Origin of the sequence: Pacificibacter sp. AS14, assembly GCF_038899935.1 — a bacterium.
Taxonomy (GTDB): domain Bacteria; phylum Pseudomonadota; class Alphaproteobacteria; order Rhodobacterales; family Rhodobacteraceae; genus Celeribacter.
Map to the genome: position 1 here is coordinate 83,595 of NZ_JBBMQI010000006.1, position 25,371 is coordinate 108,965.

25 protein-coding genes are annotated in these 25,371 nt (G+C 53.1%); 16 read left to right on the forward strand and 9 right to left on the reverse strand.

Annotated features, from left to right (window positions below; genetic code table 11):
* Positions 1-15 precede the first annotated feature (15 nt).
* From WNY38_RS08315 to WNY38_RS08350, 8 genes are all read left to right on the forward strand, one after another.
* On the forward strand, positions 16-999 hold the full coding sequence (locus WNY38_RS08315; protein ID WP_342856873.1) for a zinc ABC transporter substrate-binding protein: 984 nt from the start codon (positions 16-18) through the stop codon (positions 997-999).
* 60 nt (positions 1,000-1,059) lie between these two features.
* Positions 1,060-1,854 carry a S49 family peptidase gene (locus WNY38_RS08320; protein ID WP_342856874.1) on the forward strand — a complete coding sequence of 265 codons (795 nt, stop codon included), beginning with the start codon at positions 1,060-1,062 and terminating at the stop codon, positions 1,852-1,854.
* A 168-nt stretch (positions 1,855-2,022) separates the two neighbouring features.
* Positions 2,023-2,988 (forward strand): calcium/sodium antiporter, encoded by a 966-nt coding sequence (locus WNY38_RS08325; protein ID WP_342856875.1) that lies wholly within the window; start codon positions 2,023-2,025, stop codon positions 2,986-2,988.
* Between the two features lie 9 nt (positions 2,989-2,997).
* Positions 2,998-3,789, forward strand: coding sequence for an SDR family oxidoreductase (locus WNY38_RS08330; RefSeq protein WP_342856876.1), 792 nt, complete (start codon positions 2,998-3,000; stop codon positions 3,787-3,789).
* Positions 3,790-4,085: 296 nt separating this feature from the next.
* Positions 4,086-5,966 carry an excinuclease ABC subunit UvrC gene (uvrC, locus tag WNY38_RS08335; protein WP_342856877.1) on the forward strand — a complete coding sequence of 627 codons (1,881 nt, stop codon included), beginning with the start codon at positions 4,086-4,088 and terminating at the stop codon, positions 5,964-5,966.
* Positions 5,967-5,984: 18 nt separating this feature from the next.
* Positions 5,985-6,650 (forward strand): CDP-diacylglycerol--glycerol-3-phosphate 3-phosphatidyltransferase, encoded by a 666-nt coding sequence (gene pgsA, locus WNY38_RS08340; protein WP_342856878.1) that lies wholly within the window; start codon positions 5,985-5,987, stop codon positions 6,648-6,650.
* Complete coding sequence (moaD, locus tag WNY38_RS08345) at positions 6,650-6,898, forward strand: molybdopterin converting factor subunit 1 (RefSeq protein WP_342856880.1); 249 nt, start codon at positions 6,650-6,652, stop codon at positions 6,896-6,898. Before pgsA ends, moaD begins: the two co-directional genes overlap by 1 nt.
* A gap of 3 nt (positions 6,899-6,901) precedes the next feature.
* Complete coding sequence (locus WNY38_RS08350) at positions 6,902-7,345, forward strand: molybdenum cofactor biosynthesis protein MoaE (RefSeq protein ID WP_342856881.1); 444 nt, start codon at positions 6,902-6,904, stop codon at positions 7,343-7,345.
* 102 nt (positions 7,346-7,447) lie between these two features.
* Here the strand turns inward: WNY38_RS08350 and WNY38_RS08355 are convergent, their stop codons facing one another.
* From WNY38_RS08355 to ubiA, 3 genes are all read right to left on the reverse strand, one after another.
* Positions 7,448-7,774, reverse strand: coding sequence for a hypothetical protein (locus WNY38_RS08355; RefSeq protein ID WP_342856882.1), 327 nt, complete (start codon positions 7,772-7,774; stop codon positions 7,448-7,450).
* Entirely contained in the window at positions 7,761-9,659 is a 1,899-nt protein-coding gene (locus WNY38_RS08360) for an OmpA family protein (RefSeq protein WP_342856883.1), read from the reverse strand. Before WNY38_RS08360 ends, WNY38_RS08355 begins: the two co-directional genes overlap by 14 nt.
* Positions 9,660-9,724: 65 nt before the next feature.
* Positions 9,725-10,705: a 4-hydroxybenzoate octaprenyltransferase gene (gene ubiA / locus WNY38_RS08365; RefSeq protein WP_342856884.1), complete on the reverse strand. Its 981-nt coding sequence runs from the start codon at positions 10,703-10,705 to the stop codon at positions 9,725-9,727.
* 11 nt (positions 10,706-10,716) lie between these two features.
* Between ubiA and WNY38_RS08370 the strand changes: the two genes are divergently transcribed.
* Genes WNY38_RS08370 through WNY38_RS08380 form a run of 3 tightly spaced genes read left to right on the forward strand, consistent with a single transcriptional unit; the run spans position 10,717 to position 13,378 of the window.
* Entirely contained in the window at positions 10,717-11,442 is a 726-nt protein-coding gene (locus WNY38_RS08370) for a 16S rRNA (uracil(1498)-N(3))-methyltransferase (RefSeq protein ID WP_342856885.1), read from the forward strand.
* Positions 11,439-11,948, forward strand: coding sequence for a hypothetical protein (locus WNY38_RS08375; RefSeq protein WP_342856886.1), 510 nt, complete (start codon positions 11,439-11,441; stop codon positions 11,946-11,948). Before WNY38_RS08370 ends, WNY38_RS08375 begins: the two co-directional genes overlap by 4 nt.
* A gap of 59 nt (positions 11,949-12,007) precedes the next feature.
* Entirely contained in the window at positions 12,008-13,378 is a 1,371-nt protein-coding gene (locus tag WNY38_RS08380; protein WP_342856887.1) for a glutamate--cysteine ligase, read from the forward strand.
* A 69-nt stretch (positions 13,379-13,447) separates the two neighbouring features.
* Here the strand turns inward: WNY38_RS08380 and WNY38_RS08385 are convergent, their stop codons facing one another.
* The 5 genes from WNY38_RS08385 to WNY38_RS08405 all read right to left on the reverse strand — a co-directional run bounded on the left by WNY38_RS08385 (position 13,448) and on the right by WNY38_RS08405 (position 17,314).
* A complete protein-coding gene (locus WNY38_RS08385; protein ID WP_342856888.1) occupies positions 13,448-13,831 on the reverse strand; it encodes a DUF805 domain-containing protein in 384 nt (127 codons plus the stop codon).
* 10 nt (positions 13,832-13,841) lie between these two features.
* Positions 13,842-14,432, reverse strand: coding sequence for a glycerol-3-phosphate 1-O-acyltransferase PlsY (gene plsY / locus WNY38_RS08390; RefSeq protein WP_342856889.1), 591 nt, complete (start codon positions 14,430-14,432; stop codon positions 13,842-13,844).
* 26 nt (positions 14,433-14,458) lie between these two features.
* The gene (gene pyrC / locus WNY38_RS08395; RefSeq protein WP_342856890.1) at positions 14,459-15,733 is read right to left on the reverse strand and encodes a dihydroorotase; all 1,275 of its coding nucleotides are present in this window, start codon (positions 15,731-15,733) and stop codon (positions 14,459-14,461) included.
* Between the two features lie 64 nt (positions 15,734-15,797).
* Positions 15,798-16,349 carry a hypothetical protein gene (locus WNY38_RS08400; RefSeq protein WP_342856891.1) on the reverse strand — a complete coding sequence of 184 codons (552 nt, stop codon included), beginning with the start codon at positions 16,347-16,349 and terminating at the stop codon, positions 15,798-15,800.
* Positions 16,346-17,314 carry an aspartate carbamoyltransferase catalytic subunit gene (locus WNY38_RS08405; RefSeq protein ID WP_342856892.1) on the reverse strand — a complete coding sequence of 323 codons (969 nt, stop codon included), beginning with the start codon at positions 17,312-17,314 and terminating at the stop codon, positions 16,346-16,348. The genes WNY38_RS08400 and WNY38_RS08405 overlap by 4 nt, the downstream gene beginning before the upstream one ends.
* A gap of 133 nt (positions 17,315-17,447) precedes the next feature.
* Between WNY38_RS08405 and WNY38_RS08410 the strand changes: the two genes are divergently transcribed.
* The 4 genes from WNY38_RS08410 to WNY38_RS08425 all read left to right on the forward strand — a co-directional run bounded on the left by WNY38_RS08410 (position 17,448) and on the right by WNY38_RS08425 (position 23,848).
* On the forward strand, positions 17,448-18,236 hold the full coding sequence (locus WNY38_RS08410; protein ID WP_342856893.1) for a uracil-DNA glycosylase: 789 nt from the start codon (positions 17,448-17,450) through the stop codon (positions 18,234-18,236).
* Between the two features lie 25 nt (positions 18,237-18,261).
* Positions 18,262-18,804 carry a molybdenum cofactor biosynthesis protein B gene (moaB, locus tag WNY38_RS08415; RefSeq protein ID WP_342856894.1) on the forward strand — a complete coding sequence of 181 codons (543 nt, stop codon included), beginning with the start codon at positions 18,262-18,264 and terminating at the stop codon, positions 18,802-18,804.
* A gap of 134 nt (positions 18,805-18,938) precedes the next feature.
* Entirely contained in the window at positions 18,939-20,432 is a 1,494-nt protein-coding gene (locus WNY38_RS08420; RefSeq protein ID WP_342856895.1) for an efflux transporter periplasmic adaptor subunit, read from the forward strand.
* Between the two features lie 2 nt (positions 20,433-20,434).
* Positions 20,435-23,848, forward strand: coding sequence for an efflux RND transporter permease subunit (locus tag WNY38_RS08425; RefSeq protein ID WP_342856896.1), 3,414 nt, complete (start codon positions 20,435-20,437; stop codon positions 23,846-23,848).
* On the opposite strand, the gene WNY38_RS08430 is transcribed toward WNY38_RS08425, so the two are convergent.
* The gene (locus WNY38_RS08430; RefSeq protein WP_342856897.1) at positions 23,845-24,603 is read right to left on the reverse strand and encodes a protein-disulfide reductase DsbD domain-containing protein; all 759 of its coding nucleotides are present in this window, start codon (positions 24,601-24,603) and stop codon (positions 23,845-23,847) included. The two genes, WNY38_RS08425 and WNY38_RS08430, sit on opposite strands and share 4 nt — an antisense overlap.
* Before the next feature lie 188 nt (positions 24,604-24,791).
* Here WNY38_RS08430 and WNY38_RS08435 point away from each other — a divergent pair, with 188 nt between their 5' ends.
* Complete coding sequence (locus WNY38_RS08435; RefSeq protein ID WP_342856898.1) at positions 24,792-25,364, forward strand: YqgE/AlgH family protein; 573 nt, start codon at positions 24,792-24,794, stop codon at positions 25,362-25,364.
* Positions 25,365-25,371: the final 7 nt, after the last annotated feature.

Genomic DNA, 25,371 nt, shown 5'->3' on the forward strand with positions numbered 1-25,371 from the left:
AACAGGATGATTGATATGACACGCTACACTTCCGTTCTCACGGCCCTTATGCTCTCTGCTTCGCCGGTGTTGGCACAGGTGCCAACCGTCGCAACCGACATCGCGCCTATTCAATCTTTGGTCGCGCAAGTGATGGGCGATTTGGGGGCGCCGACCCTTTTGATGGACAAGGGGTCATCGCCGCATGGGTACGCGATGCGTCCTTCTGATGCGAAAAATCTGCAAAACGCTGATGTAGTGTTTTGGACAGGCAATGCATTGGCGCCTTGGTTGGGTGGGGCGATCGAGACGCTTGGTCCAGAGGCTGTGTCCGTGCCCTTGAGTGAAAATGAGGCGAGCCTCCAACTGACGTTCCGTGAGGGGATGACCTTTGAGGATGATGACCACGACGATCATGATGACCACGACGATCATGATGACCACGACGATCATGATGACCACGACGATCATGATGAACATGGCGCTGATGAACATCATCATGACCACCACGGCATTGATCCGCACGCTTGGTTAGACCCACAAAATGCCATTGCTTGGTTGGATGTTATCGCCAAAACACTAAGTGATCTTGATGCTGAGAACGCGCCGACATATGCGGCTAATGCCGCTGACCGCGCTGCACAGCTGACCGCGCTGACAGGCCGTTTGCAAGAGCAACTGGCAGATGAGCACGATATCAAATTTGTCGTGTTTCACGATGCCTACCAATATTTCGAGGAACGGTTCGGCCTGTCTGCTATGGGTGCGATTTCCTTGGGTGATGCCGCGACGCCAAGCCCCGCACGCATTTCTGAGTTGCAGCACATGATCAAAGAACAAGGCATTGATTGCGTTTTCTCTGAACCGCAGTTCAATCCAGGCCTCGTGACGACGCTTTTGGAAGGTACAACAGCGCATAGAGGCGTGATAGATCCCTTGGGACAAAGCATCGAAAATGGGCCTGATTTTTATGCAAAGCTGATCCAAGGCGTGGCCGACAGCTTTGATGCTTGCAGATAATTCAGTCTTACCTTGCGCCCAGCTCTTGTTTGTAGGGCTGGGCGGCTTTACATCCATCCTATGAAGAAATGGATCCCTTTTGTGAAATCTGCCCCACGCGTGAGCGTTGTGCGGATGAATGGTGCGATTATGACCCGTCAAGGCGGGCTGAATGATCAATCTTTGGCCTCAGCTATCGAGCGCGCGTTCAGGCGCGGCAAGCCCGACGCGGTGGCTTTATCTATCAACTCTCCAGGTGGCTCGCCGGTACAATCCTCGCTGATTGCCGCGCGTATTCGCCGTTTGGCGGCGGAAAAAGAAATCCCAGTCTACGCCTTCGTAGAAGATGTCGCGGCTTCAGGAGGTTACTGGCTGGCCTGTGCCGCTGATAAAATTTTCGTTGATCACAGCTCTATCGTTGGATCTATTGGCGTGATCTCTGCTGGATTTGGCTTTGACAAATTGATCGAAAAACACGGCGTTGAACGGCGCGTTTATACGGCGGGCAAATCCAAAAGCCAGATGGACCCGTTCAAGCCGGAAAATGCAGCTGATGTGACACGCATCAAGTCGCTTCAGGTCGAAATTCATGATGCTTTCGTCGCACATGTGCGCGCCTCGCGTGAAGGCCGCTTGAGCACTGACGCTGAATTGTTTGACGGCTCTTTTTGGACCGGCACAACCGGGGTGTCTTTGGGGCTGGCCGATGGGATCGGTCATCTTGTGCCCATGATGAAAGACATCTTCGGCGATAAAGTTCAACTATCTGTCTATGGGCCTAAAAAACCGCTGTTGTCTCGCTTTAGCGCGCAGCTAAGCTCGGCTTTGACATCATCTGTTGAGGAACATGCACTTTGGGCACGGTTCGGTTTGTGACGTGATTTTCAAAATAATCACCCTATTTCTTGTCGGCATGATGGTGCTAGCTCTCGTGGGGAAATTTCGGTTTCCCGGACAAGAGAAACTCAAAGCGCTGACCTGCAAAAAATGTGGTCGGTATAAGATCGGCAAGGGCACCTGTGCCTGCGAAAAGGAAAAACGTTGATGGATTTTATTCTTGCCTGCGCTGGCTTGGTTTTGTTGTTGCTGGCGGGCGACGCTTTGGTGCGCGGCGCTGTTAATCTGTCGCTGCGGATTGGTATTCCGGCGCTGATCGTCAGCTTGACTGTTGTTGCCTTTGGAACGTCGGCGCCTGAGCTGTTGATCTCGATTTCTGCCATTCTTGAAGGTGTGCCTGGGTTGGCTTTGGGTAATGTCATCGGCTCAAATACCGCTAATGTCCTGTTGGTGTTGGGCATTCCTGCGCTGATCACAACGTTACATGTGGCCGACAATTCCACGCGCGCAAGCTATCTACAGATGCTTGCTGGCACGGTCTTGTTCATTGGTTTGGCCTGTTTCGGAACGTTCACCTGGATTTCTGGTCTCATCTTATTGGCTGGCTTGGCTGCCATGCTTGGACATGCCGTCTTTGAGGCGCGGTGCCATCGCCGTGATACGGCTGCTGCAAAAGAGGCCTGCGATGAAGACTCTATCGAGGATTTAGAAGGTGCTGACCCAGATCTGCCTTGGTGGAAAATCATTGCCTTTTTGATTGCTGGCATGATCGGTTTGCCATTGGGGGCAAAGCTTTTGGTTGATGCCTCAACCAACATTGCCGAAGCCTACGGCGTGTCTGACGAAATCATTGGTTTGACACTCGTGGCGATTGGTACGTCCTTGCCTGAGCTGGCCACTACGGTTATGGCCGCATTGCGCAAACAAGCTGATGTGGCCTTTGGCAACGTCATTGGATCGAACATGTTCAACCTGCTTGGCATCATTGGTGTGTCCAGTTTTGTAGGCAATTTGCCTGTGTCAGCAGAACTGATGTCTTTCGACATTTGGATCATGCTTGCGGCGTCGCTTTTGCTGGGTGTTTTCGTCATAAAGCGCATTGATATCACAAGGCTCTGGGGTTTTGTTTTTAGCGGACTATATGTTGCTTATGTTGTAAGTGTCTTGCTCTAAGGAGGCGTGATGCATAAGCGGAAAGCACTGGTCACAGGCGCTGGTAAACGTATTGGCCGCGCTATGGCATTGTACCTTGGGCAGCGCGGTTTTGATGTCGCTGTGCACTATTCTAGTTCGCGCGATGGCGCTGAAGACGTCGTGAAGCAGTTGCATGCGCTGGGCGTGAAAGCCGTAGCGCTGAAGGCGGACTTGTTGGTCGAAGCCCAAATGCAAGCTTTGGTGCCTCAAGCCTCTGCGGCATTGGGCGGTCCATTGACCTTGTTGGTTAACAACGCTTCTATCTTTGAACAAGACACTATCGAGACGGCGACCCGCGACAGTTGGGATCGCCATATTGAAAGCAATTTGCGTGCGCCTGTTGTGTTAACGCAGTGCTTCGCAGAGCAGGCTCCTGATGCTTTGGTTGACGCGCGTAGCGAAGCAATGGCGCAGGCTTTGGTCGTGAACTTGATCGATCAACGCGTGCGTAAATTAACCCCCGATTTTATGAGCTATACGATCGCGAAAATGGGCTTGTGGGCGTTCACGCAAACGGCCGCGCGTGCGTTAGCTCCACGGGTGAGAGTTAATGCGATTGGGCCAGGCCCGACGCTACAAGGCACCCATCAAACCGCTGAAGCCTTTGCGCAGCAACGACGGGCTACAGTGTTGGGGCGAGGGTCAAATCCAGACGATATTAACGCAGCTTTGGGGTACTTTTGGGACGCCCATAGTGTGACGGGGCAGCTCATTTGCACCGATGGCGGCCAGCATTTGGGATGGCAGACTGTTGATGTGGATGAGGCGAATCAGGCGTGATTTGACCGGAACCCGAGCAAAGTTGTGCACTTGTGTGCCTGTGCTCGGATGAATGTGAATAAAATGTAAATAAATTCAATGATTTGACCGAGGGTCATAAAAAATAATGTTACATTTCAATGACTTGAATTTTTGCCTAATTTTAAGGCAATAGAGTGAAATCACCTGAAACAAAGGAAAAAGCCGCCTCCAGTGAGAGTTATCAGCAGAGTTATCCACAGAAACGGTGGATTTGTTTCCTCTTGCTCTCAATGTCATAAGGTTGCAGCTAACATGGGAATCACAGAAGATTGAGCATGACCGAAGACACCCAATCTCATCCCGTTAAGGACGTCCCCAAAGGTCATAAAGTGATCGAAGGATACTTGCGTCAAATTGATGGATCCCCCGGAGTTTACCGGATGCTCGATCCTGAACATAATGTTCTCTATGTTGGCAAAGCACGACATCTTAAAAATCGTGTGTCGAACTATGCGCGGATCCACGGTCACAGTGCACGCATCGCACGAATGATCTCTGAAACCAGTCAGATGATGTTCTTGACCACGCGTACTGAAACCGAAGCCTTGCTGCTTGAGCAGAACCTGATCAAACAGTTGAAGCCGCGTTACAATGTGCTTTTACGCGATGACAAAAGCTTTCCGAACATCATGGTCACCAAAGACCACGAGTTCCCGCAGATTTCTAAACACCGCGGAAAAAAGGCGCGTAAGGCTGCGTATTACGGCCCCTTCGCGTCGGCCGGTGCCGTGAACCGCACGTTGCACCAGCTTGAGCGGGTGTTTTTGTTGCGCAATTGTTCCAATGCCGAATTTGAGGGACGTACGCGGCCCTGCCTACAATATCAGATAAAACGTTGCACAGCACCTTGTGTGGGCAAAATCTCGAAAGAAGATTACCTAGAGATGGTGTCGGATGCTGAAAAGTTTTTGCAAGGCAAAGATAAGGGCATGCAGCAGCGTCTGGCCGCACAAATGCAGTCCGCCTCTGATGCGATGGAATTTGAGCGCGCAGCTGCTTTGCGCGACCGCATCAAGGCTATGACCCAAGTTCAAACCGCCCAAGGGATCAATCCGCGCACGGTGACTGAGGCCGATGTGATCGGCCTGCATATGGACGGCGGGCAGGCCTGCGTTCAGGTGTTTTTCATCCGTGCCAATCAAAACTGGGGCAACCGCGATTTTTATCCGCGCATTGCTGCCGATAACAATGCAAGCGAGGTTTTGACCGCCTTTTTGGGGCAGTTCTATGATCAAAAAGAGCCGCCAAAGCAGCTGATCCTATCTCATGACATCGAAGACCGTGAATTGCTGCAAGAGGCGTTCACAGACAAGCTGGGCCAAAAGGTCGAAATTATCGTGCCACAGCGAGGCGAAAAGGCTGATCTTGTCAGCTTTGCTTTGCGCAATGCGCGTGAAAGCCTTGGGCGCAAAGTGTCCGAAAGCGCCGCTCAGGCGCGCCTGCTCAAAGGTGTCGCGCATGCCTTTGATCTGCCACAGGTGCCCACCCGTATCGAAGCCTATGATAACTCGCATATCCAAGGGGCGCACGCTGTTGGGGCGATGGTCGTCGCTGGGCCTGACGGGTTCATCAAATCACAGTACCGCAAGTTCAACATCAAAGACGATACGCTAACGCCCGGTGATGACTTTGGCATGATGAAAGAGGTACTGACGCGCCGGTTCCAACGCTTGCTCAAAGACGATCCTGAGCGCAAAGGCGATACATGGCCCAGTCTGCTGCTGATCGATGGCGGGGCGGGGCAGGTCTCTGCCGTGCAAGAGATCATGGACGATCTGGGCGTGGCAGACATCGCCATGGTCGGTGTCGCCAAGGGCGAGTTTCGCGATCACGGTAAAGAAGAATTCTACCGCACTGGCAAGCGTCCCATCGCATTGCAGCGCAACGATCCTGTGTTGTATTTCATTCAGCGTATCCGAGATGAAGTGCACAGATTTGCAATTGGCACCCATCGCGCCAAACGATCAAAAGCACTTATTGCCAACCCGCTTGACGGGGTTCCCGGTGTGGGCGCGACCCGCAAGCGTGCATTGTTGGCGCATTTCGGATCGGCCAAAGCCGTTGCCAGTGCGAACTTGGTTGATCTGACAGCGGTTGACGGAATTTCCAGTAAGGTGGCCCAAACCATTTATGACTTCTTCCATGAAGGCGACTGAACGGGTAAAGGTAGTTTTATGACATGGAACATCCCTAATATTCTCACCGTCTTCAGGCTGCTTTGCGCGCCTGCGGTCGCGATAGCCTTTCTTGTTTTGCCACATCCCTTTTCAGATTGGGTGGCTTTAATCCTCTTTGCAGGGGCATCAATCACCGATTGGTTTGATGGCTATCTGGCCCGAAAATGGAATCAAATGAGCAAATTCGGCACGATGCTCGACCCTATTGCGGACAAGGCGATGGTGATCACCGCGATTGCTGTTTTGGCGATGAACTTTGGCCCGAACCCCCTGATTATTTTGCCGGCTGCTTTCATTTTGTTGCGCGAGACTTTTGTGTCTGGTTTGCGCGAATTTTTAGGCGAAACAGCTGGGCTTTTGAAAGTGACAAAACTGGCCAAATGGAAAACTACGGCTCAGATGGTCGCCATCGCTGTGCTGTTTTCTTTTGGTCTGTTTTCTCATTACCTTGGCATGGGCTCGTTCGGTATGGACGGCGAGACGATTGATGCCATTATGGCAGGCGAGTTGTCTGACGAAACGGGATTACGTTTGAGTTATTATGGTACGATTTTGTCATACAACGGCGGGATCATTTTGCTTTGGGTTGCGGCGGCTTTGACCGTGATCACGGGGTTTGATTATCTGCGCAAAGCCATGCCATTTTTATCCGAGGATGCTTGATGATTGATGTTGTCTATTTCGCGTGGGTACGTGAACGCATCGGTCTTCCGTCTGAGCAGATCGAGACGACGGCTGAGACCGTGATGGATCTCGTGGCGGAATTGCGAGCACGCGAAGAGCGCTATGATTTGGCTTTTGCAGATTTGGCATCTTTGCGTGTGGCGGTGGATCAAGAGCTTGTCGACTTTGACGCATCATTGACAGGTGTACGCGAAGTTGCATTTTTTCCACCAATGACAGGTGGGTAAGCGATGAAAGTCCGTGTTCAATCCGACGATTTCGATCTTGCAACAGAATTAGCAGGATTTGGACAAGCGGCCAACACAGGGGCCACTGTGACGTTTACGGGGTTGGTGCGCGATGACACAGGCGTTTTGGATTGTCTCGAGATAGAACACTATCCTGGCATGTGTGAACGCGCGATTACAACGATTGCAGACGAGGCCGCCGCGCGTTGGTCGCTGACCGACTGTTTGGTGATTCATCGCTACGGAAAGTTAAAAGTAGGTGAACAAATTATGATGGTCGCCACCGCGGGGCGGCATAGGGCGGAAGCTTTTGAAGCTGCAGAATATCTGATGGATTACCTGAAATCCCGTGCGCCCTTTTGGAAAAAAGAAGTCAGCCGCGATGGGGCGGACGCACAGTGGGTGTCCGCAAAAGACAGTGACGAAGATGCATTGACGCGTTGGTAAGTTATACTGCGACCAACTTTTCTTGCGGTGACACTTTCCATCTTAAACCCTCCATCATGCAAAGCTTCGCAACAGAGCCTCCAAAAGGGTACTTCTCTTGGTCTATTCGGCTTTGTTGCGGTCAAGGTAGGCGCGTAGCTCTTCGGCCTCGTGGCGGGCTTCACGCAAGCCTTCCATCGCGGCGCGCAGCTCGGCTTCGGTCTGGGTTTGCTGATTGCTCATCTCTGCTTCGCGTTGCTGATAATAAGTCACCGCTTGGTCGCGTTGCTCTTCAGCTTCATGCAACTGCTGCGCCATCGTATCGATATCAGACATGTCACCGTCACCCACGCGCACAAAGCGGTGGATCACCCAATGCGTAAACCAACCCATCAAAAAGGCTATGAAAAGAACGATCGCAGTTGCGATGATAAGCTCAATTCTGTTCATTGTTTTCCTCGTTTGTTTCTGATGCTGCGCTGGCGTCCGGTGGTGTGCTGTCGTCGCTTGGCGTGTCTGCGGGTGCAGGGTCGCCTATGAGTTTGAAGGTAATTCGACGGTTGGCGTCACGACCTTCTTCTGTTTGATTGTCGGCAATCGGTTCGCTTTCACCGTATCCTTTGGCGGTAAACTTTACGCCAATGACACGACGCGCTAGCAGAGCATCCAGAACAGAATTAGCGCGTGCTTGGCTCAGTTGTTGGTTCATGGTTTCACGACCTTGGCTGTCGGTGTGTCCGCCAATTTCCATTTGTATGTTTTCGCACTCATCCAACGCCTTTGCGATCCGATCAAGCGTGTCATTGGCGTTGTCATCAACATCAGTGGAGCCTGGGGCAAATTCGATTTTGCCGGATGAAATGGCTTGGTTCGCCGCATCAACACATTTTTGCGGCGTTGGCAGATTGAGAATAGGATCGAGTTTACGAATATATTTCACGGTGATGTCGTAGGTCTGCGAATCGCCCAAGCGAGACGCCAAAAGCCCCGTGATTTCTGCCTTGGCCGTAGGGTCACCTGTTTCACCACGAACGGAAATGGCGTCTTCGGTGACGGTGACCGAGCCATGGCTGAGATGGCTCAGCGCATCAATGGACGTCAACACACGAGTGGCCCAATTGCGCGGAAGGTTGTCATAGACACGCATCGCTGAATACACTGCTTGAGACCCGAACGTCGCGTTGGCCAAAGCTTCTGTTGCGATACGGGTGCGTTCATTTGTGATGCGTCCACGCAATTGTACTTGTCCTTCAGGCGAGCGCAAAACAACGAATTCTGGTTTCTCGTCATCGACTTCGCTGTCGGTGCTTGGTGGTGCCGTGGCGTGCAGAGAAAATGTATCAGGCAAATTCGCTTCCAAATCACCTGCAACGCGGTCTAGAATTGTGGTGCTGGTACCTTCCGCTGCGATCAACGACACATCTGCGTCGGAAAATGTGATTGAGCCGCCTCCAAGTTGCTTGATCGCACGCATGCCGGCCTCAACTGCACTGGCCCATGCCGTGGTTGGCGCGCCCAAACCCACGACACAGGTAGGGTCCTCTACGCCTAAAGCCTTTGCTGCCGCCAACAGGCGAGCGTGGCCCTGTGGCGTTTCAGCTGTACAAGCATCAAAACGTGCGCCGTCGTCATCGATCAAAAATCTTGCGGTGAAGGGCGTGATCACCGGACGCGGGGATAAAATATTGATCAAAGCGGCCACATCCTTAGGAGCGCTCGCGTTCAGCGACCGTTCAAGCGTCGCCTTTTGCTCTTTACTGTCCGCCAAAGCCGTTATGTCGATTCGGTCCGCCGACAGAGAAATTTTGGAACGCTGCAATTGCTTGATCGCCGAGACGCCATATTTCATGACCGCGTCCCAATTTTCTGGCGCGTCATAGTCTGCATGTTCCAGTAAATCTGCGACAGAGCCAGTGCTGCCAGCTTTTTTGAGTGTCTCAATAAATGCGTCACGATCCCAAGTTGTTGGAACCAAACCGATTAGAGAAATGCCTTGATCATTGCGCAAAATTTCAATGGAAAAACGCGGGGCTGGTGTCGCGTCTTGCTCTGCGATGGCCATCACGTTCAGCACACGTGCCGCATCGACCACATGGCCTGCGACGCGCTGGGCGGCGAGTTGTGCTGCCTCATTGGGTGCGTCGCCAGTCAGAATGACTTGTAAGCCATCAGCACCGACCTTGACCCACTCGAATCCTTCAAGCTCAAGTTGGGTGGCCACCGCTTTTTGAGACGTGCGTTGAATCGCATTCGCACCAATAGCGGCTGCCCCGAGGGACAAAAGAGCAGCGCCGCAGAAAGCGCCAAGGATTGGAAGTATAGAGGATAAGCGCATGGGGGCTTCTGTCCGGTTTTATCGCGTTTGGTGAATGTCTTAGGATGTCTGGGCCTGCGCTGCAATCATAGGAAGACAGAGATGGCAAGAAACAGCGCAGCCAACAGGCCCGTGTCGCGGTTTGAGCGAAACAAAACCATGCATTTTTCGGGGTCATCAATGTCAAGTCGGCTCAACTGCCACGTCATGTGCCAGCCCATCGCCCAAGCGCCACCGATTGCGGCCAACATTGACAAAAGCGAGCCATCGATCAGGGCCTCTATCACGGCGCCGGCAAATAGCACGACGGACATAATTATAAAACGTTTGAGCCAAACAGCCGTGTTATCGCCAAACAGGCGTGCTGTGGATTTGATCCCGATAAGGGCGTCATCTTCTTTGTCTTGATGGGCATAGATCGTATCGTAAAATAGCGTCCAAGCAATACCCGACAGGTACAAAAATACAGGGGCTGCACTTAACTCGCCCGCGACGGCCACATAGGCCAACAGTGCGCCCCAGTTGAATGCCACACCCAAAAACACCTGCGGCCACCATGTGAAACGTTTTGCATAGGGGTAAATCGCTACAGGGATCAACGAGGCTATCCCCAATATAATCGCGAGTGTGCCAAAGCTCAGCAGAATACCCAAAGACAGCACACATTGCAGTAACATCCAAACAGCGGCTTGTTTCGTGGTGACTTGTCCAGATGGGATGGGGCGGCTTTTGGTGCGCGCGACTGCGGCGTCTAAATCGCGGTCCGTGATGTCGTTCCAAGTGCACCCCGCGCCGCGCATGAGCCAAGCGCCCGCGGCACAACCTATCAAAACCCAAACTGTGCGCAAGGTCAGTTCGCCCGTTATGGATGCGGCCAAAAGTGCTCCCCACCAACACGGCAACAACAAAAGCCATGTGCCAATGGGGCGATCCGCACGCGAAAGGCGCAAATATGGCCGTGTCCAAACGGGCGCACGGGTGTCGACCCAATTGCCTTTGACGGCGTCTGCAACCTGCCCTGACATTTCTTCGTCTTGCGGGTCTGGTGCTTGGGCTTTGTCGGTCATATGTATTGTCCATGGTTCAAGCTAAAGTCAGACTCTTTGTAGATCACCCTTTGTCCCAAGGGCAAACTGTTCCCCTCGATAAGGACCAGTCCAATTATCTTTTTGCGGTTATGCGGCTGCAAACCGGCGCATTTGTCGCGCTGTTCAATGGTGTGGATGGTGAATATCAAGCCGAGGTCACAGTTGCGAACAAACGCGGTGGGGCTTTGACATGTCATGCGCAAAGCAAGCCTTTGCAAATGCCTCCTGATTTGTGGCTGATTTTCTCCCCGATCAAAAAGGCGCGCACGGATTTTATCGTTGAAAAAGCCGCTGAAATGGGCGCCGCTAAGATTGTGCCCGTCAGCACAGATTTCACCAATTCGGAACGCATCCGCCAAGATCGTCTGCAAGCCCATGCTTTGGAAGCGGCTGAGCAATGCGGCGGCACCTATGTGCCTGAGGTGACCGATTTACAAAAACTGGATCGTTTGTTGGCAGACTGGGACGAGACACGCCAGATCATGTTTTGTGACGAGGCTCTGGTGGGCGCAGCTGAGGTTTTGGGGGCCGCTCAAGGCGATAAATGGGCGATCTTGATTGGTCCAGAAGGTGGGTTTTCAGATGCTGAGCGGCAAAAATTACACGGCCTACCCTATGCCCATCCTGTGTCTTTGGGCCCACGCATTTTACGCGCTGACACCGCAGCGGTGGCGGCGATGACCGTCTGGCAACAACATTTGGGAGATTGGTCATGATCCGCCCCGAAGTGAGAGAGAAAATCTGGAGCCTGCGCGAAGTGATCGCTGCTTTGGGGGTGATGGTCTTGAGTATGTGGTGGGCGATGTCGAGCTTTGGCTTTATTCGCTGGCTCGCCTTTGGTCTTGCGCTGGCCTGTATATTTCTCGCCTTTGCCGCATTTCAACGCGCGCGCTTTGCATCGCGCGGGCAGGGCGTTGGCGTTGTCGAAATCGACGAAGGCATCATTAGCTATTTGACGGCTTATACTGGCGGGCAGGTGGAAATCGAAATGCTCACGTCGGTAATTTTGATTCCTGCGGATAAAGGCATTGCCCATTGGCAACTTGAAGCGACAGGCCAAATCCCGCTGACAATTCCGCTGAATGCGGTTGATGCCGAAAAGTTGTTTGACGTTTTTGTGTCGCTCGATGGCATCGAAACCGAACGAATGTTGAGACAAATAAAGAAAACGCCAAAATCGCCAGTGGTGATATGGCGAAAACGCACACTTGCTCTGCATTGACTTCGCGCGGCGCTTCGAACAACTGTAGAAACCTAATTTAACTCCACCGGAGACCCGATATGTCCATTCCACAATCCGGCGGCGGCCTGATCGAAAGCTACGATGACTTGGTCAATTATTTTGCCGAAGGCTGCAAGCCCGAGCAGGATTGGAAGATCGGCACCGAGCATGAAAAATTCGGCTACTGTAAAGACTCGCTCAAGCCTATTCCCTATGATGGTGATCGCTCAATCAAGGCAATTCTTGAGGGTCTACAAGACCGGTATCAGTGGAATCCTGTCTTTGAGGGCGAACACCTGATCGGCCTGACCAAAGAGGGGGCGAATGTGTCCTTGGAACCTGGTGGTCAGCTCGAATTATCCGGCGCGCCTTTGGACAATATCCACCAAACTTGTGGCGAGGTTCACACCCATTTGCACGAAGTACAAACCGTCGCTGATGAAATCGGCGCGAAGTTTATTGGTCTAGGTGCCGCCCCGCATTGGACGCATGACGAAATGCCGCTGATGCCCAAGGGGCGTTACAAGTTGATGGATGCCTATATGGGCACCGTTGGCACGGCTGGTACGCAAATGATGCGCCGCACTTGCACTGTGCAGGTGAACCTCGATTTTGGCTCCGAAACTGACATGGTTAAGAAGTTCCGTGTGGCTTTGGCGCTTCAGCCTGTGGCTACGGCGCTCTTTGCCAATTCGCCTTTCTTTGAAGGTAAGCTTAACGGGCATAAATCATGGCGTGCGCGGATTTGGCGTCACTTGGATGACAGCCGCACCGGTATGTTACCCTTCGTTTTTGAAGACGGAATGAGTTTCGAGCGCTACGCTGATTTCGCCCTCGATGTCCCGATGTACTTTGTCTATCGGGACGGCAAATACATCAACGCGCTGGGCATGTCTTTCCGTGACTTTCTCAAAGGTAAGCTGCCAGCCTTGCCCGGCGAAAAGCCAACGATGTCTGATTGGGCGGATCATCTGACGACGATTTTCCCTGAGGCGCGTATCAAACAATATATGGAAATGCGTGGCGCGGATGGCGGCCCTTGGCGTCGTCTTTGTGCGCTGCCAGCTTATTGGGTTGGCATGATGTACGACCAATCCTCGCTGGATGCTTCATGGGATATCGCCAAAAATTGGACAGCGGAATTCCGCGAAGAATTGCGTGTTGCGGCCTCGGTTGATGGTTTGCAAGCCGAAGTTCAAGGCGTCAAAATGATGGATCTTGCACGTGAAACTGTGGCCATTTCTGAGGCGGGTCTTGTGGCGCGCGCTCGTGAAGGGGCAGGTGGTCTGGTTGCGGATGAAACCCATTTCCTCAATGCACTCAAAGACAGCCTAGACAGCGGCCAAGCACCTGCAGACGAATTGATCGCCAAGTTCGAGGGCGAATGGAACGGCGATGTGACTCGCGTTTTTGGTGAGTATTCTTACTAATCAACTCTGAGGCAGTTATAAAAAAAGCCCTGCAAGTTTTGCGGGGCTTTTTTTGTGTCGTGATGACGTTCAGTCCGCAGGATCAAAATCGCTGACAGTCACGACAGCCGGACCAAAGCGGTTCTCATCGGTGCTGCCCGCTTTGATGACCCAGATCAGTAAAATGATCCAACCGACAAGTGGCACGATCACCAAGAGCTGCCACCAACCTGATTTATTCACATCGTGCAGGCGGCGCGCGGCCACTGCAATGGATGGGATGAGCGTTGCGAGGGTAAAGATATTGCTGAGCAGGCCCCAATCGCCAAAGCCAATGGCGAAGTCGACGGCTTCCAGAATCACGCTCGCGACGATGATAAACAGCGCCCACCACCAATATTCAGACCGGCTCGCGCGACCAGAAAATGTCGCATATTTATTGAAGCAGGTTTTGACTGCAGTTTGAAAATCCATAAATCCCTCGTTACTTGTTACCAATTTTTGTCTCGCTACCCGCACGTAGACGGGCAATGTTTTCGCGGTGTTTGTAGAATATCAAAGCGGACAGGATAGCGACCAAAATCGCACCGTGCTGGTGGTAAAAAATCGCGGTGTAAATCGGCGCCAATAGGGCCGCGACCAGCGCGGACAGGCTGGAATACCGAAAGATCACAGCCGTCACAAGCCAGGTCGCACAAGCGGCCAGCCCGACTGGAAATGACAGCGCCAAAAGCGTGCCCAAGAATGTTGCCACGCCTTTGCCGCCTTTGAATTTTAAAAACACTGGATAGAGATGCCCGAGCATCGCAAAAAGTGCAGCCGTGCCAGCGCCCTCTTCACCAATCAAAGCCCGCGCCAGCAGCACAGCTGCCGCTCCCTTGCCGCTGTCGCCCAAAAGCGTCAGAAACGCCGCCAGCTTATTGCCCGTGCGCAGAACGTTTGTCGCGCCGATGTTGCCCGACCCTATGGCGCGCAAATCCCCAAGCCCAAACAGCTTGGCCATGACAATGCCAAAAGGGATGGAGCCAAGAAGGTAGGCCAAAGCAGCAGTGAAAAGCAGCAAGAACATCGTCATGTGTTTATCCTAATGTTGAAATGAAGTTAGGCGTCGAAAACACGGGTGCCGGCCACCCATGTGCCTTTGACTTTGCCCTGCATACGCGCGCCATCAAAGGGCGTGTTTTTGGATTTGGAGTGCAGCTTGAACCGATCCAACACAAAGGGCGCATCGGGATCAAACAGCACCAAATCCGCAGGCGCGCCAACTGTCAGGCGACCACAGTTCAGACCAAGACGTTTGGCAGGGTTCAAAGACATGGCGCGAAACAGTTCTGGCAACGTCAGTTGATCGGCGTGCACCAATCGCATCGCCGCAGGCAGCAGCGTTTCAAGCGCCACAGCACCAGAAGCAGCTTCTTCAAACGGCAAGCGTTTGCTTTCCTCATCTTGCGGCGTGTGCATTGACGAAATGATATCAATCAGGCCAGAGGCCACAGCTTCAACCATCGCCAAGCGGTCGTCTTCTGAACGCAGCGGCGGTTTCACTTTGAAAAACGTACGGTAGTCGCCGACATCATATTCGTTCAGCGTCAGGTGGTGGATCGACACACCTGCTGTGATATTCAGCCCATTGCTTTTGGCGCGCTCCAAAGCGGGCAACGCGCGCGCGGTGGACAGTTGATCAAAGTGATATTTCACACCTGTCATTTCCACCAAAGCAATATCGCGATCCACGGCCATGCGTTCGGCCATAGGCGACACGGCAGGCAGACCGCGCAAAGAAGCGAATTTGCCTGAAGTTGCAGCCGCGCCTTTGGTCAGAGTCGGTTCTTGGGGGTGTCCAATCACAAGCACGCCGAGCGAGCGTGCATAAGTCATGCAGCGTTGCAGAACTTTTGTGTTTTCGACGACATGATCGCAATCGGAAAACGCCACAACGCCTGCGTCTTTCATAAAGCCGATTTCGACCATTTCTTTGCCCGCGCGGTCTTTGGTTAAAGCTGACATATGCTTGACGTTCACAATCGCATCTGTGGCGGCGCGACGTTCGACAAATTCCAACACTTCGGGCGTGTCGATCGCGCTCAGGGTGTCAGGGCGGGTGACCATTGTTGTCACGCCTCCGGCGGCCGCGGCACGTCCCGCTGAGGCAAAGCTTTCTTTGTGGCGCTCACCCGGCTCGGATACTTTCACCCCAAGATCGACAATCCCAGGGGCCAGACATTTACCAGCGCAATCGATGATCTCGCCCAAAAAGCCAGTCGGAGCTGAGCCTGTTCCAATTGCAGCAATGACGCCATCTTCAACTTGCAGCCATCCAAGCGTGTCGGTGAGCGCTTCAGGGTCGATGAGACGGGCGTTGATAAAGATACTCATGTGCGGCCTCTTGTGCAGAAATGGGGGCAGATGCAGGTCGATTGTGGTGTCATATGCTGTGTCGTCATCCGGCGATCCATACGAAAACCCCGACAAAGATGAACAGGAAAATCAAAACAAATGTCGCCACCATGCCGCCGATACGGGCGTCTGATTTAGGTGGCTTGCCTTGGGGCAATTGGCCATTGGCTGCGTCACTCGTTAAAGGTTCAAGCAAGGGTGTATCAGCCACTTGGCTATAGCGCGCAATGAGGCTCAGCGGCGCTTGTGGCGCAAAGGCGGTCTGGCCGCTTTCAACCCCTTGGGAAAATACCAACAGGATGTGGCCAGTTAAGGCGTCCAGCATTGTCGCGTCTTTACCAATATCCAACCCATTGCCTTCGGTCAGGTAATTTGAGAACCCATAGGCGCGCAGGGCTTCCAGATCGAGAACTTCGACAAAGTCGTGATCAGGATAGGGCGTCGCACCCAATGATTTGCCAAGGGGCCAAAGGCGCGCGTCATCGTCATCATAAGTTTCATGAGAAAACGCATCGATGTCATGTTCGGGCAGATCAATTGCGAAAATCCAAACCGAACGATACGGCGCGGTTGTTATGTCGAGCACGTTGCTCATGCCATCACACCATCTTGATCTTGGTTGGCGGCTTTTTGTGCACGCAAATTACGCGCCAAAAGATCCATCGCAGCCATGCGCACGGCAACACCCATTTCGACTTGTTCTTGAATAACTGAGCGATTGATATCGTCCGCAATGCTGCCATCGATTTCAACGCCGCGGTTCATAGGGCCGGGGTGCATCACAATCGCGTCGGGTTTGGCATGGGCCAGTTTGGCAGCGTCCAAACCATAGCGGTGGAAATATTCACGCTCGGACGGAATGAAACCACCATCCATGCGTTCTTTTTGTAGGCGAAGCATCATTACGACGTCGACGTCTTTCAAGCCCTCTTCCATGTCCTCATAGACCTCACAGCCCAGCTCATTCATGCCGGCGGGGATCAATGTCGGTGGCCCAACAAGGCGCACACGGTTTTCCATTTTGCCCAGCAAAATCAGGTTCGAGCGCGCAACGCGAGAATGCGCAATGTCACCGCAAATTGCGATGGACAGACGGTGCAATCGCCCTTTGGCGCGGCGAATGGTCAGGGCATCCAGCAAGGCTTGCGTCGGATGTTCGTGTTTGCCGTCGCCTGCGTTCAAGACCGCACAATTGACCTTTTCAGCGAGCAAATCAACAGCGCCGGAATGTGGGTGACGCACCACCAAAAGATCGGGGTGCATGGCGTTCAACGTCAGGGCCGTGTCGATCAGGGTTTCGCCTTTTTTGATCGACGAGGCCTGCATCGACATGTTCATTACGTCCGCACCCAAACGTTTGCCTGCCAATTCAAACGAGCTTTGCGTGCGGGTGGAATTCTCGAAAAACATGTTGATTTGGGTCATGCCGGCGAGAGCATCGGAATGCTTGTGCGCTTGACGGTTGAGGTCAACATAGCTGTCGGCCACATCCAAAATCGTGGTGATCTCGGTGGGATGCAGGGGTTCGATGCCGAGAAGGTGTTTTTGCCGAAATGCCATGGTGCCCCCGTGAATGCTGTGCGGCGATAGAAGGCCGCTGATCTGCTTATAGAAACTCGCGAAGGGTGCGGCAATGCTACGTGGGTGCTTTCTTGCGATTTACCTTCGCGCCAAGGGCGCGTAGCTTGCAGGCATGGAGACTCAGATCGATTATTGGGATGCGCATGCTCTGTTAGAGTGGCAAGTCGAGCTTGGCGTGAGCGAAGCCATCGGCGAAACCCCTGTGAATCGCTATGAAACACCGCAAACCATGCCCAAACCCGCCGCAGTCGTTAACGCTAAAGCGCCCCCAGCGCCGGTTAAAGCCCCAGAGGTTGATTCTGTTGATGAAGCGCAAAAGGCTGTGGTTGGCGTCACCTCGATTGAGGATTTGAAAGCCGCCCTGATGGGGTTCGAGCTGTGTGACCTGCGTCGCGGGGCACGCAATCTGGTGTTTCAAGACGGGCTTAATGGCGCGCGGGTTATGGTTGTTGGTGACACGCCCAGTCGCGAAGATGACATCGAGGGCAAGCCATTTATGGGGCCTGTCGGTGCGCTGTTCGACAAAATGTTTGCTGCGATTGATCTAGATCGCACGGTGAAAGACGCCAACAAGGGTCTTTATATAACAATGGCGCTTCCGTGGCGCCCGCCTGAAAACCGCGACCCAAGCCCCTCAGAACTTGCGATGCTCAAGCCGTTTTTGCTAAAACATATCGAGTTGGCCAATCCAGATGTGATCGTGCTGATGGGCAATGCCGCCTGTATGACCGTTTTGGGACGCGCGGGGATCACCCGTTTGCGGGGCAACTGGCAGACTGTGCTGGGTAAGCCCGTGCTGCCAATGATGTCGCCACGCGATCTGTTGCGTACACCGATTGCCAAACGCGAGGCTTGGGCGGATCTATTAGATCTGCGCGCCAAACTTGCGGGCCCGACCTAAACTTTAAACACAAGCGAGAACACGCATGTCCACACTCGACACTTCGTTGGAATTTATCCCCGTGCGCATCGCCGTTTTGACCGTCTCTGACACCCGTGGGTTTGATGACGACAAATCCGGTGCGACCTTGGTCAAGATGATTGAAGAGGCAGGGCATGTCATAGCGGATCGCGCTATCATCACTGATGATCGCCCTCTCATTCGCGATCATCTGACGGCGTGGATTGAACGCGCGGATATTGATGTGGTGATCTCGACAGGGGGCACGGGGCTGACAGGTCGCGATGTAACTGTTGAGGCGCACCGCGATGTTTACGAGAAAGAAATCGACGCCTTTGGAACTGTATTTACGATTGTCTCAATGCAAAAAATTGGCACATCCGCCGTGCAAAGCCGTGCGACTGGTGGGGTCGCAAAGGGCACGTATTTGTTCGCTTTGCCCGGATCGACGGGAGCCTGCAAAGATGCGTGGAACGAGATTTTGAAGCTTCAGCTCGACTATCGCCACAAACCCTGCAATTTCGTGCAAATTCTCCCACGTCTCGATGAGCATATGCGCCGAAAATAGGTCACGACGAAATGATCTTAGTTTCAGAGGAAATTTGGCAGGGAATGTTTGACGCTTTGCGTGGAATGGTGACTGTGGAGTATGCTGACGCGCGTTCTAGATTTATATAAGACGACAATATGTAAGGCTGCCTCATGAAATTTCTTCGCCGTTCCTTGTTTGGATTGTTCCTCGTTTCTGTATGCGCAGCTCTGCTTTTCGGTGCGGGATACAATATGTACGCATCGATTAAGGAAAAAGCCGCGCAAGACGGATTTCGCCCGCCGGCCAGAGAACGGCAATTCGCAGTCAATGCAGTGCTGGTTGAACCAACCCAGATCAAACCGATTTTGTCGACATTCGGCGAAGTGCTGGCCCGCAGAACGCTAGAACTGCGGGCGCCTCAAGGTGGTGAAATTATTGAGCTGGCCGAAGCCTTTCAAGAGGGTGGGTCGGTTAAAGCGGGCGATGTTTTGCTGCGGGTCGACCCGACAGATGCGGAGTCAACTTTGCGTGTGGCTCAGGCCGATTTTCAAGAAGCAGAAGCCGAGTTAAACGACGCCGAACGTGGACTTGACATAGCCGAGGATGATTTGGCTGCCGCACGGGGCCAGTTAGATTTGCGTGTGGCGGCACTGGCGCGGCAACGTAATTTGGCTGACCGCGGTGTTGGTACAGAATCTTCGGTGGAGACAGTCGCTTTGTCTGAGGCCTCCGCACGCCAGTCCGTTTTGTCCAAACGCCAATCTTTGGCCGCAGCAGTCGCGCGTGTTGATCAAAGCAAAAACGGTGTGCTGCGCGCTCAGATAAACGTGGCCGAAGCCGAGCGCGGGCTTGAGAACACGCAGGTGATTGCCGCTTTTGATGGAACGTTGTCGGGTGTTTCGGTGGCTCTTGGTGCGATCTTGAATGACAACGAACAAATCGGCGCGCTGATTGATCCCAACGATCTGGAAATCGCCTTTCGCGTTTCAACGCAACAATATGCCAATCTCACTGCGCAAAGTGGCTTACTGTCCAATCTGCCAATTGTTGCGTCTTTGAGCATGGCGGATTTGGATTTGACCGCAATAGGTAACATTTCACGCGAAAGTGCGGCTGTTGGCACAGGGCAAACGGGCCGTCAACTCTTCGCAAGTTTGGAAACATCCTTGGGTCTGCGCCCCGGCGATTTTGTAACCGTGCGCATTGAGGAACCTGCACTTGTAGATGTGGCGCTGATTCCCTCTGCGGCAGTAGATGCCGCCAACACCGTTCTTGCACTCACGCCTGACAGTCGTCTTGAGGTGGTATCCGCACCAATTTTGCGCCGCCAAGGTGACAATGTGATCGTGGACGCCCGTGCCATTGCTGGACGTCAAATCGTGTCAGAGCGCTCGCCTTTGCTTGGGGCCGGTATTCGGGTCAAAGTGATTGGTTCTGAGACGCAAGAAGGTGTTGGCGCAAGTCCAAATGCCGTAGCTCCTGAGGCTGAAGCAGACACCGACACTATCGCGTTGACGGATGATCGACGTGCGAAACTGCTGGCCTTTGTTGAAAGCAACAAACGTATGCCCGCAGATGTACGCGCGCGAATGGCCGAACAGTTGAAAGCAAATGAGGTGCCTGCGTCGCTGGTGACGCGGCTTGAAGGTCGGATGGGAGGTTGATCATGTCAAAACACAGCGAGACGTCTCAATCCAATTCTTATACATCTAATCCATCGGGTATTTTGTCGTATTTTACGCGACACGCAACGATCGCGAACCTTTTGTTGGTGTTGATGTTGGGCGCAGGCCTTGTGGCTTTGCCAAACATGCGCGCGCAGTTTTTCCCTGATGTGGTCGTGGACACGGTTTCGGTGTCGGTCAGTTGGAGTGGCGCTGGCGCGGAAGATGTCGATGCGGCAGTGGTGCAGGTTTTAGAGCCTACACTGCTGGCGGTCGAAGGTGTCACGGAAAGTTCTGCCACATCATCCGAAGGGCGTGGGACTATCCGGCTGGAATTCGAACCCGGGTGGGACATTCAGCGTGGCGCGGATGACATCAAGGCGGCGATTGATACGGTGTCCAATCTGCCAGAGGGCGCAGATGACCCGACCGTGCGCTGGGGCGGTTGGTCTGATCGCGTCACCGAGGTGATTCTCACGGGGCCAGTTGGAATCGACCAATTGGCACGGTTTGCTGATGAATTGGTCATTCGCTTGTTCAGTGAAGGTGTGACACGGACATCTATCACAGGTGTCGCGGCGCCTGAGACAATCGTTGAAGTGTCGACAATCAACCTTATTCAGTACGACGTTTCGATGTCTGACATTGCGGCTGCCATTGGTGCAGAAGCCGACGCAAATCCCGCGGGCGATGTCGGCGGCGGTGCTGCGCGTGTGCGTGCAGGTGTGGCCAAACGGTCAGCGTCTCAGATTGCGGGCATTGTCTTGCGCACCAATGAGGACGGCTCAAAACTGACCATCGGGGATGTTGCTGACATTCGCGTTGAGGACATTGATCGGGATCGTGCTTTTTATGTAGGTGACAATGCGGCTGTGTCGGTACAGGTCAACCGATCCGATCTTGGCGACGCGATCGAAATCCAAGGCATCGTCCAAGATGTGACTGATAGTATGGAATTGACGCTGCCACGGGGTGTGACACTTGATCTGTTTCGCACTCGTGCTGAAGCCATCAAAGCGCGTCTAGATTTGCTAATTACCAATGGCTTGATGGGACTCGGACTTGTCGCCCTTTTGCTGTTTTTGTTTCTCAATGCGCGTACCGCCTTGATGGTCGCGGCGGGCATTCCTGTGGCGATGCTCTCGGCGATTGCGTTGATGTATGTGGCTGGTTTGACGTTTAACATGATTTCGCTTTTTGCGCTGATCATCACCTTGGGGATCGTTGTGGATGATGCCATTGTCGTGGGTGAGCACGCTGATTTTCGTGTGCGAAAGCTTGGCGAAGGGCCTATTGAAGCTGCTGAAAATGCTGCGCGCCGTATGTTTGCTCCAGTGTTTTCGTCAACGATTACAACAATCATCGCGTTTTTCGGGCTGACAGCGATTTCAGGTCGTTTTGGTAATCTGATCGCCGATATCCCGTTCACTGTGATTGTTGTTTTGATTGCATCATTGGCTGAGTGCTTTTTGATTTTGCCAAATCACCTGAGCCACTCGATTGCCTCCACCGTCAAAGATCATTGGTACGACTGGCCATCGCGTCAGGTCAACAAAGGCTTCCGTCTCGTGCGTGATGTACTGTTTCGCCCAGTGATGGTCTTGGTCATCAAGCTACGCTATCCGGTCGTCGCAGCGGCGATGTTTTTGCTGTCATGGCAGATGTCTTTGCTTGTGTCAGGTGAGGTGCCGTGGCGGTTTTTCAACTCACCTGAACAGGCCGTGATTTCGGGCAATTTTGCTATGGCACCTGGTGCCAAGCGCGAAGACTCTATCGCAATGATGCAAGAATTGCAGCGCGCTGTTGATCAGATAGGGCAGGATTACGCTGACGAGTACGGCACCAATCCAGTTGCTTATGTTGTAGCACAAATCGGAGCTGGTGCTGGGCGCGGCCTTGCGGGCACGGATACCAAAGAAAGCTATCAGCTTGGCGGTATTTCGATTGAGTTGATTGATGCAGATTTGCGCCCTTATTCCTCACGTGCTTTCGTCGCGGACTTGCAAGAAGCCGTTGTTAATCACCCCTTAGCGGAAACCGTGTCGTTCCGAGGAGGGCGATTTGGCCCTGGTGGCGACGCAATTGACATTCAGTTGTTTGGCGCAGATTCGGCAACGTTAAAAGCTGCGGCCGAAGCGCTTAAAACCAAGTTGGCGCAATACCCAGAGGTGTCCGCGCTGGAAGATTCACTGTCATATGATAAAGAAGAGTTGATTTTGGAACTCACGGCGCAGGGCGAAGCGTTAGGATTTAGCATCGAACCCTTGGGGCGGGTTCTGTCAGATCGATTGGGCGGAATTGAAGCCGCGACTTTCCCTGATGGTGCGCGCACTGCCACGGTGAACGTGCAATTGCCTGAAACCGAGTTAAAGGCAGATTTTTTAAACAATACGCAGATGCGCACGACCTCAGGTCAATATGTGCCGCTGTCTGACATCGTCTCAGTCTCGCGCCAGTCAGGCTTTTCAACCGTACGCCGTGAAAACGGATTGCGGTTGGTGTCTGTGACGGGTGATTTGAACGAAGATGATCCTGCACGCGCTGTTGAAATTCAAACCGCGCTGACCGAAGACATTCTGCCGCAAATTTCTGAAGATTTTGGTGTAACGGAACGCGTCTCAGGTCTTTCAGAGCAAGAAAATCGCTTTTTGTCAGACGCGATATTTGGATTTTCGGCAGCGCTTATGGGGATCTATTTGACGCTCGCTTGGATTTTCTCAAGCTGGACACGACCCATCGTGGTGATGGCAGTCATCCCCTTTGGGCTTATTGGTGCGATTTATGGCCACGCTTACTGGGATGTTCCGCTGTCGATGTTCTCTGTCGTGGGGCTGATCGGGATGACGGGGATTATCATCAATGATTCCATCGTTTTGGTCACGACCATTGATGAATATGCCGAAGAGCGCGGGATATTTCCCGCCATCGTCGATGCCACCACTGACCGTCTGCGACCTGTGATGTTGACGACGCTCACCACCGTTTTGGGCCTCGCGCCTTTGTTGTTTGAACGTTCCGCTGATGCACAATTTTTAAAGCCGACGGTGATCACTTTGGTTTACGGGCTTGGGTTCGGCATGGTGATCGTGTTGCTGATGGTGCCTGCAATTTTGTCGATGCAAGTCGATGTCGCGCGCTATATCGTAAGCCTACGTCGCGCTGTGCAAAAACCAAAACGGTTCGGGCATGTCTCTGCTGTGCTGGGTCTTGCCGTCGTTGGTGTCATTGCGTGGTTCGCAGCCACCCTTGGGCATGTCGCCCTAACAGGTGCTATGCCGCTGATCTTGGGCGGCGAAGGCAACATGATGTCAGCTATAGCTGTGTTTTTGGTAGGGATTATTGTGGGCTTGGTGGTGATCTATGTCGTGTCGGCACTTGTTACCTTCATACGCCACCGTGCTGTTAAAGCGAATTAAGAGCCCGTACAGCCCTGTGCTTCATAGGCTTTGCCGCCTGCGCCGATGAGAGTGATGCGCAATTGCGAGCGATCCACGAAGAATGGTGCAGCCTCAGGTGGCACCATTTCGCTTTCAATTGTAACAGTGCGCCCCGTCCGTGTGTGCATTGATTCCGAAACCCAAACGTTTGGGTCTGGATGCTCAACCACGGCCATTTCCAAATCACCTAAATTGGGCGCTTGAAGTGTGGTGATGATCTTCATCCCGTCGTCAATCGCGGCAGCGGCGCAACGTACACCCGACAAATGTTTGGGTTGATGTTTCAACGAGGCTTCAATTTTGGACGTGTTCGTTGCCGGATCGCCCAGTTCGAATGCGCCTTGGAACGTCGCAGTATAAGGCATGCAGACATCTTCGCAGACACCCATCATGATCTCACCGTTAATGATTAGGCGACCCGCGTTTGAAGGTGTGAACTCTATGGGGAGGATGAGCTCGTTTTCATACCCTAAAAAACGCATATCGTTCTGTTCGTAGATATCTGGAATAGGCCAATGAAAGCGCGCGCTTTCGATATTTTTCGATCCGGACCACTCAAATTGCGGCGGAATGCCAGCAGCACCTGGCGCGCGCCAATAGGTATGCCAGCCTGGGGCCAATTTGACGTGCAGGGCAGCCATATAGTGACCGTTGCTCATGCTCCACCCCGGTAAAAGGGCCACTTCAGCCATCGTTCCAATAGGGTTATCGGCCGCAGCCGAAAGGCCGGACATGCCTAGGCTGGTGACAAACGAAAGGGCGAATAGACAGGTGGCGGATCTGAGTTTCATGAGGATGGTATAGCGTTGAAGGTGCTAACGGGAAACTCACATTTGAGAGAGACGCCTGTGGGTTGGACAAATCGTCCCTTTTCCATAGCCAGGCTCTTGCGCTTAGGGGCCATATCGGGTGAGTTGATCTCATGGCTCAAACAACTTCTAATGACCTCACCGGCAAGCTTTTGATCGCGATGCCAGGATTGCAAGACAGCCGTTTTGAAGGGGGCTTGGTCTATTTGTGCGCGCATTCTGATGAAGGCTCGATGGGCTTGGTCATCAATAAAGCTTTGGCACGGATTTCTGCCGCAGATGTTTTTGAACAGCTGGAAGTTACGCCCATCGATACCATGGAGGCTTTGGATGTGTGTTACGGCGGTCCAGTGGAAATGGCGCGGGGCTTTGTGCTGCACAGTGCGGATTACAACGAGGGCGATGCGTCTTTGCCGGTTAATGATACGTTTTCCATGACCGCTTCAAAGGATATTTTGCGCGACATCGCCGAAGGCAAAGGCCCAACTCAGCGTCTTTTGTGTTTGGGCTACGCTGGCTGGTCGCCAGGGCAACTTGATGCGGAAATCGCGCAGAACGCTTGGCTGACGTGTGATGCGAACAGTCGCATCGTTTTTGATTTGGATGGTGCTCAAAAATGGGCAGCTGCTTTAGAGACCTTGGGTGTCAGTGCTGCCGTGTTGTCTGCTAAATCTGGGCGCGCCTAAGCGTCAT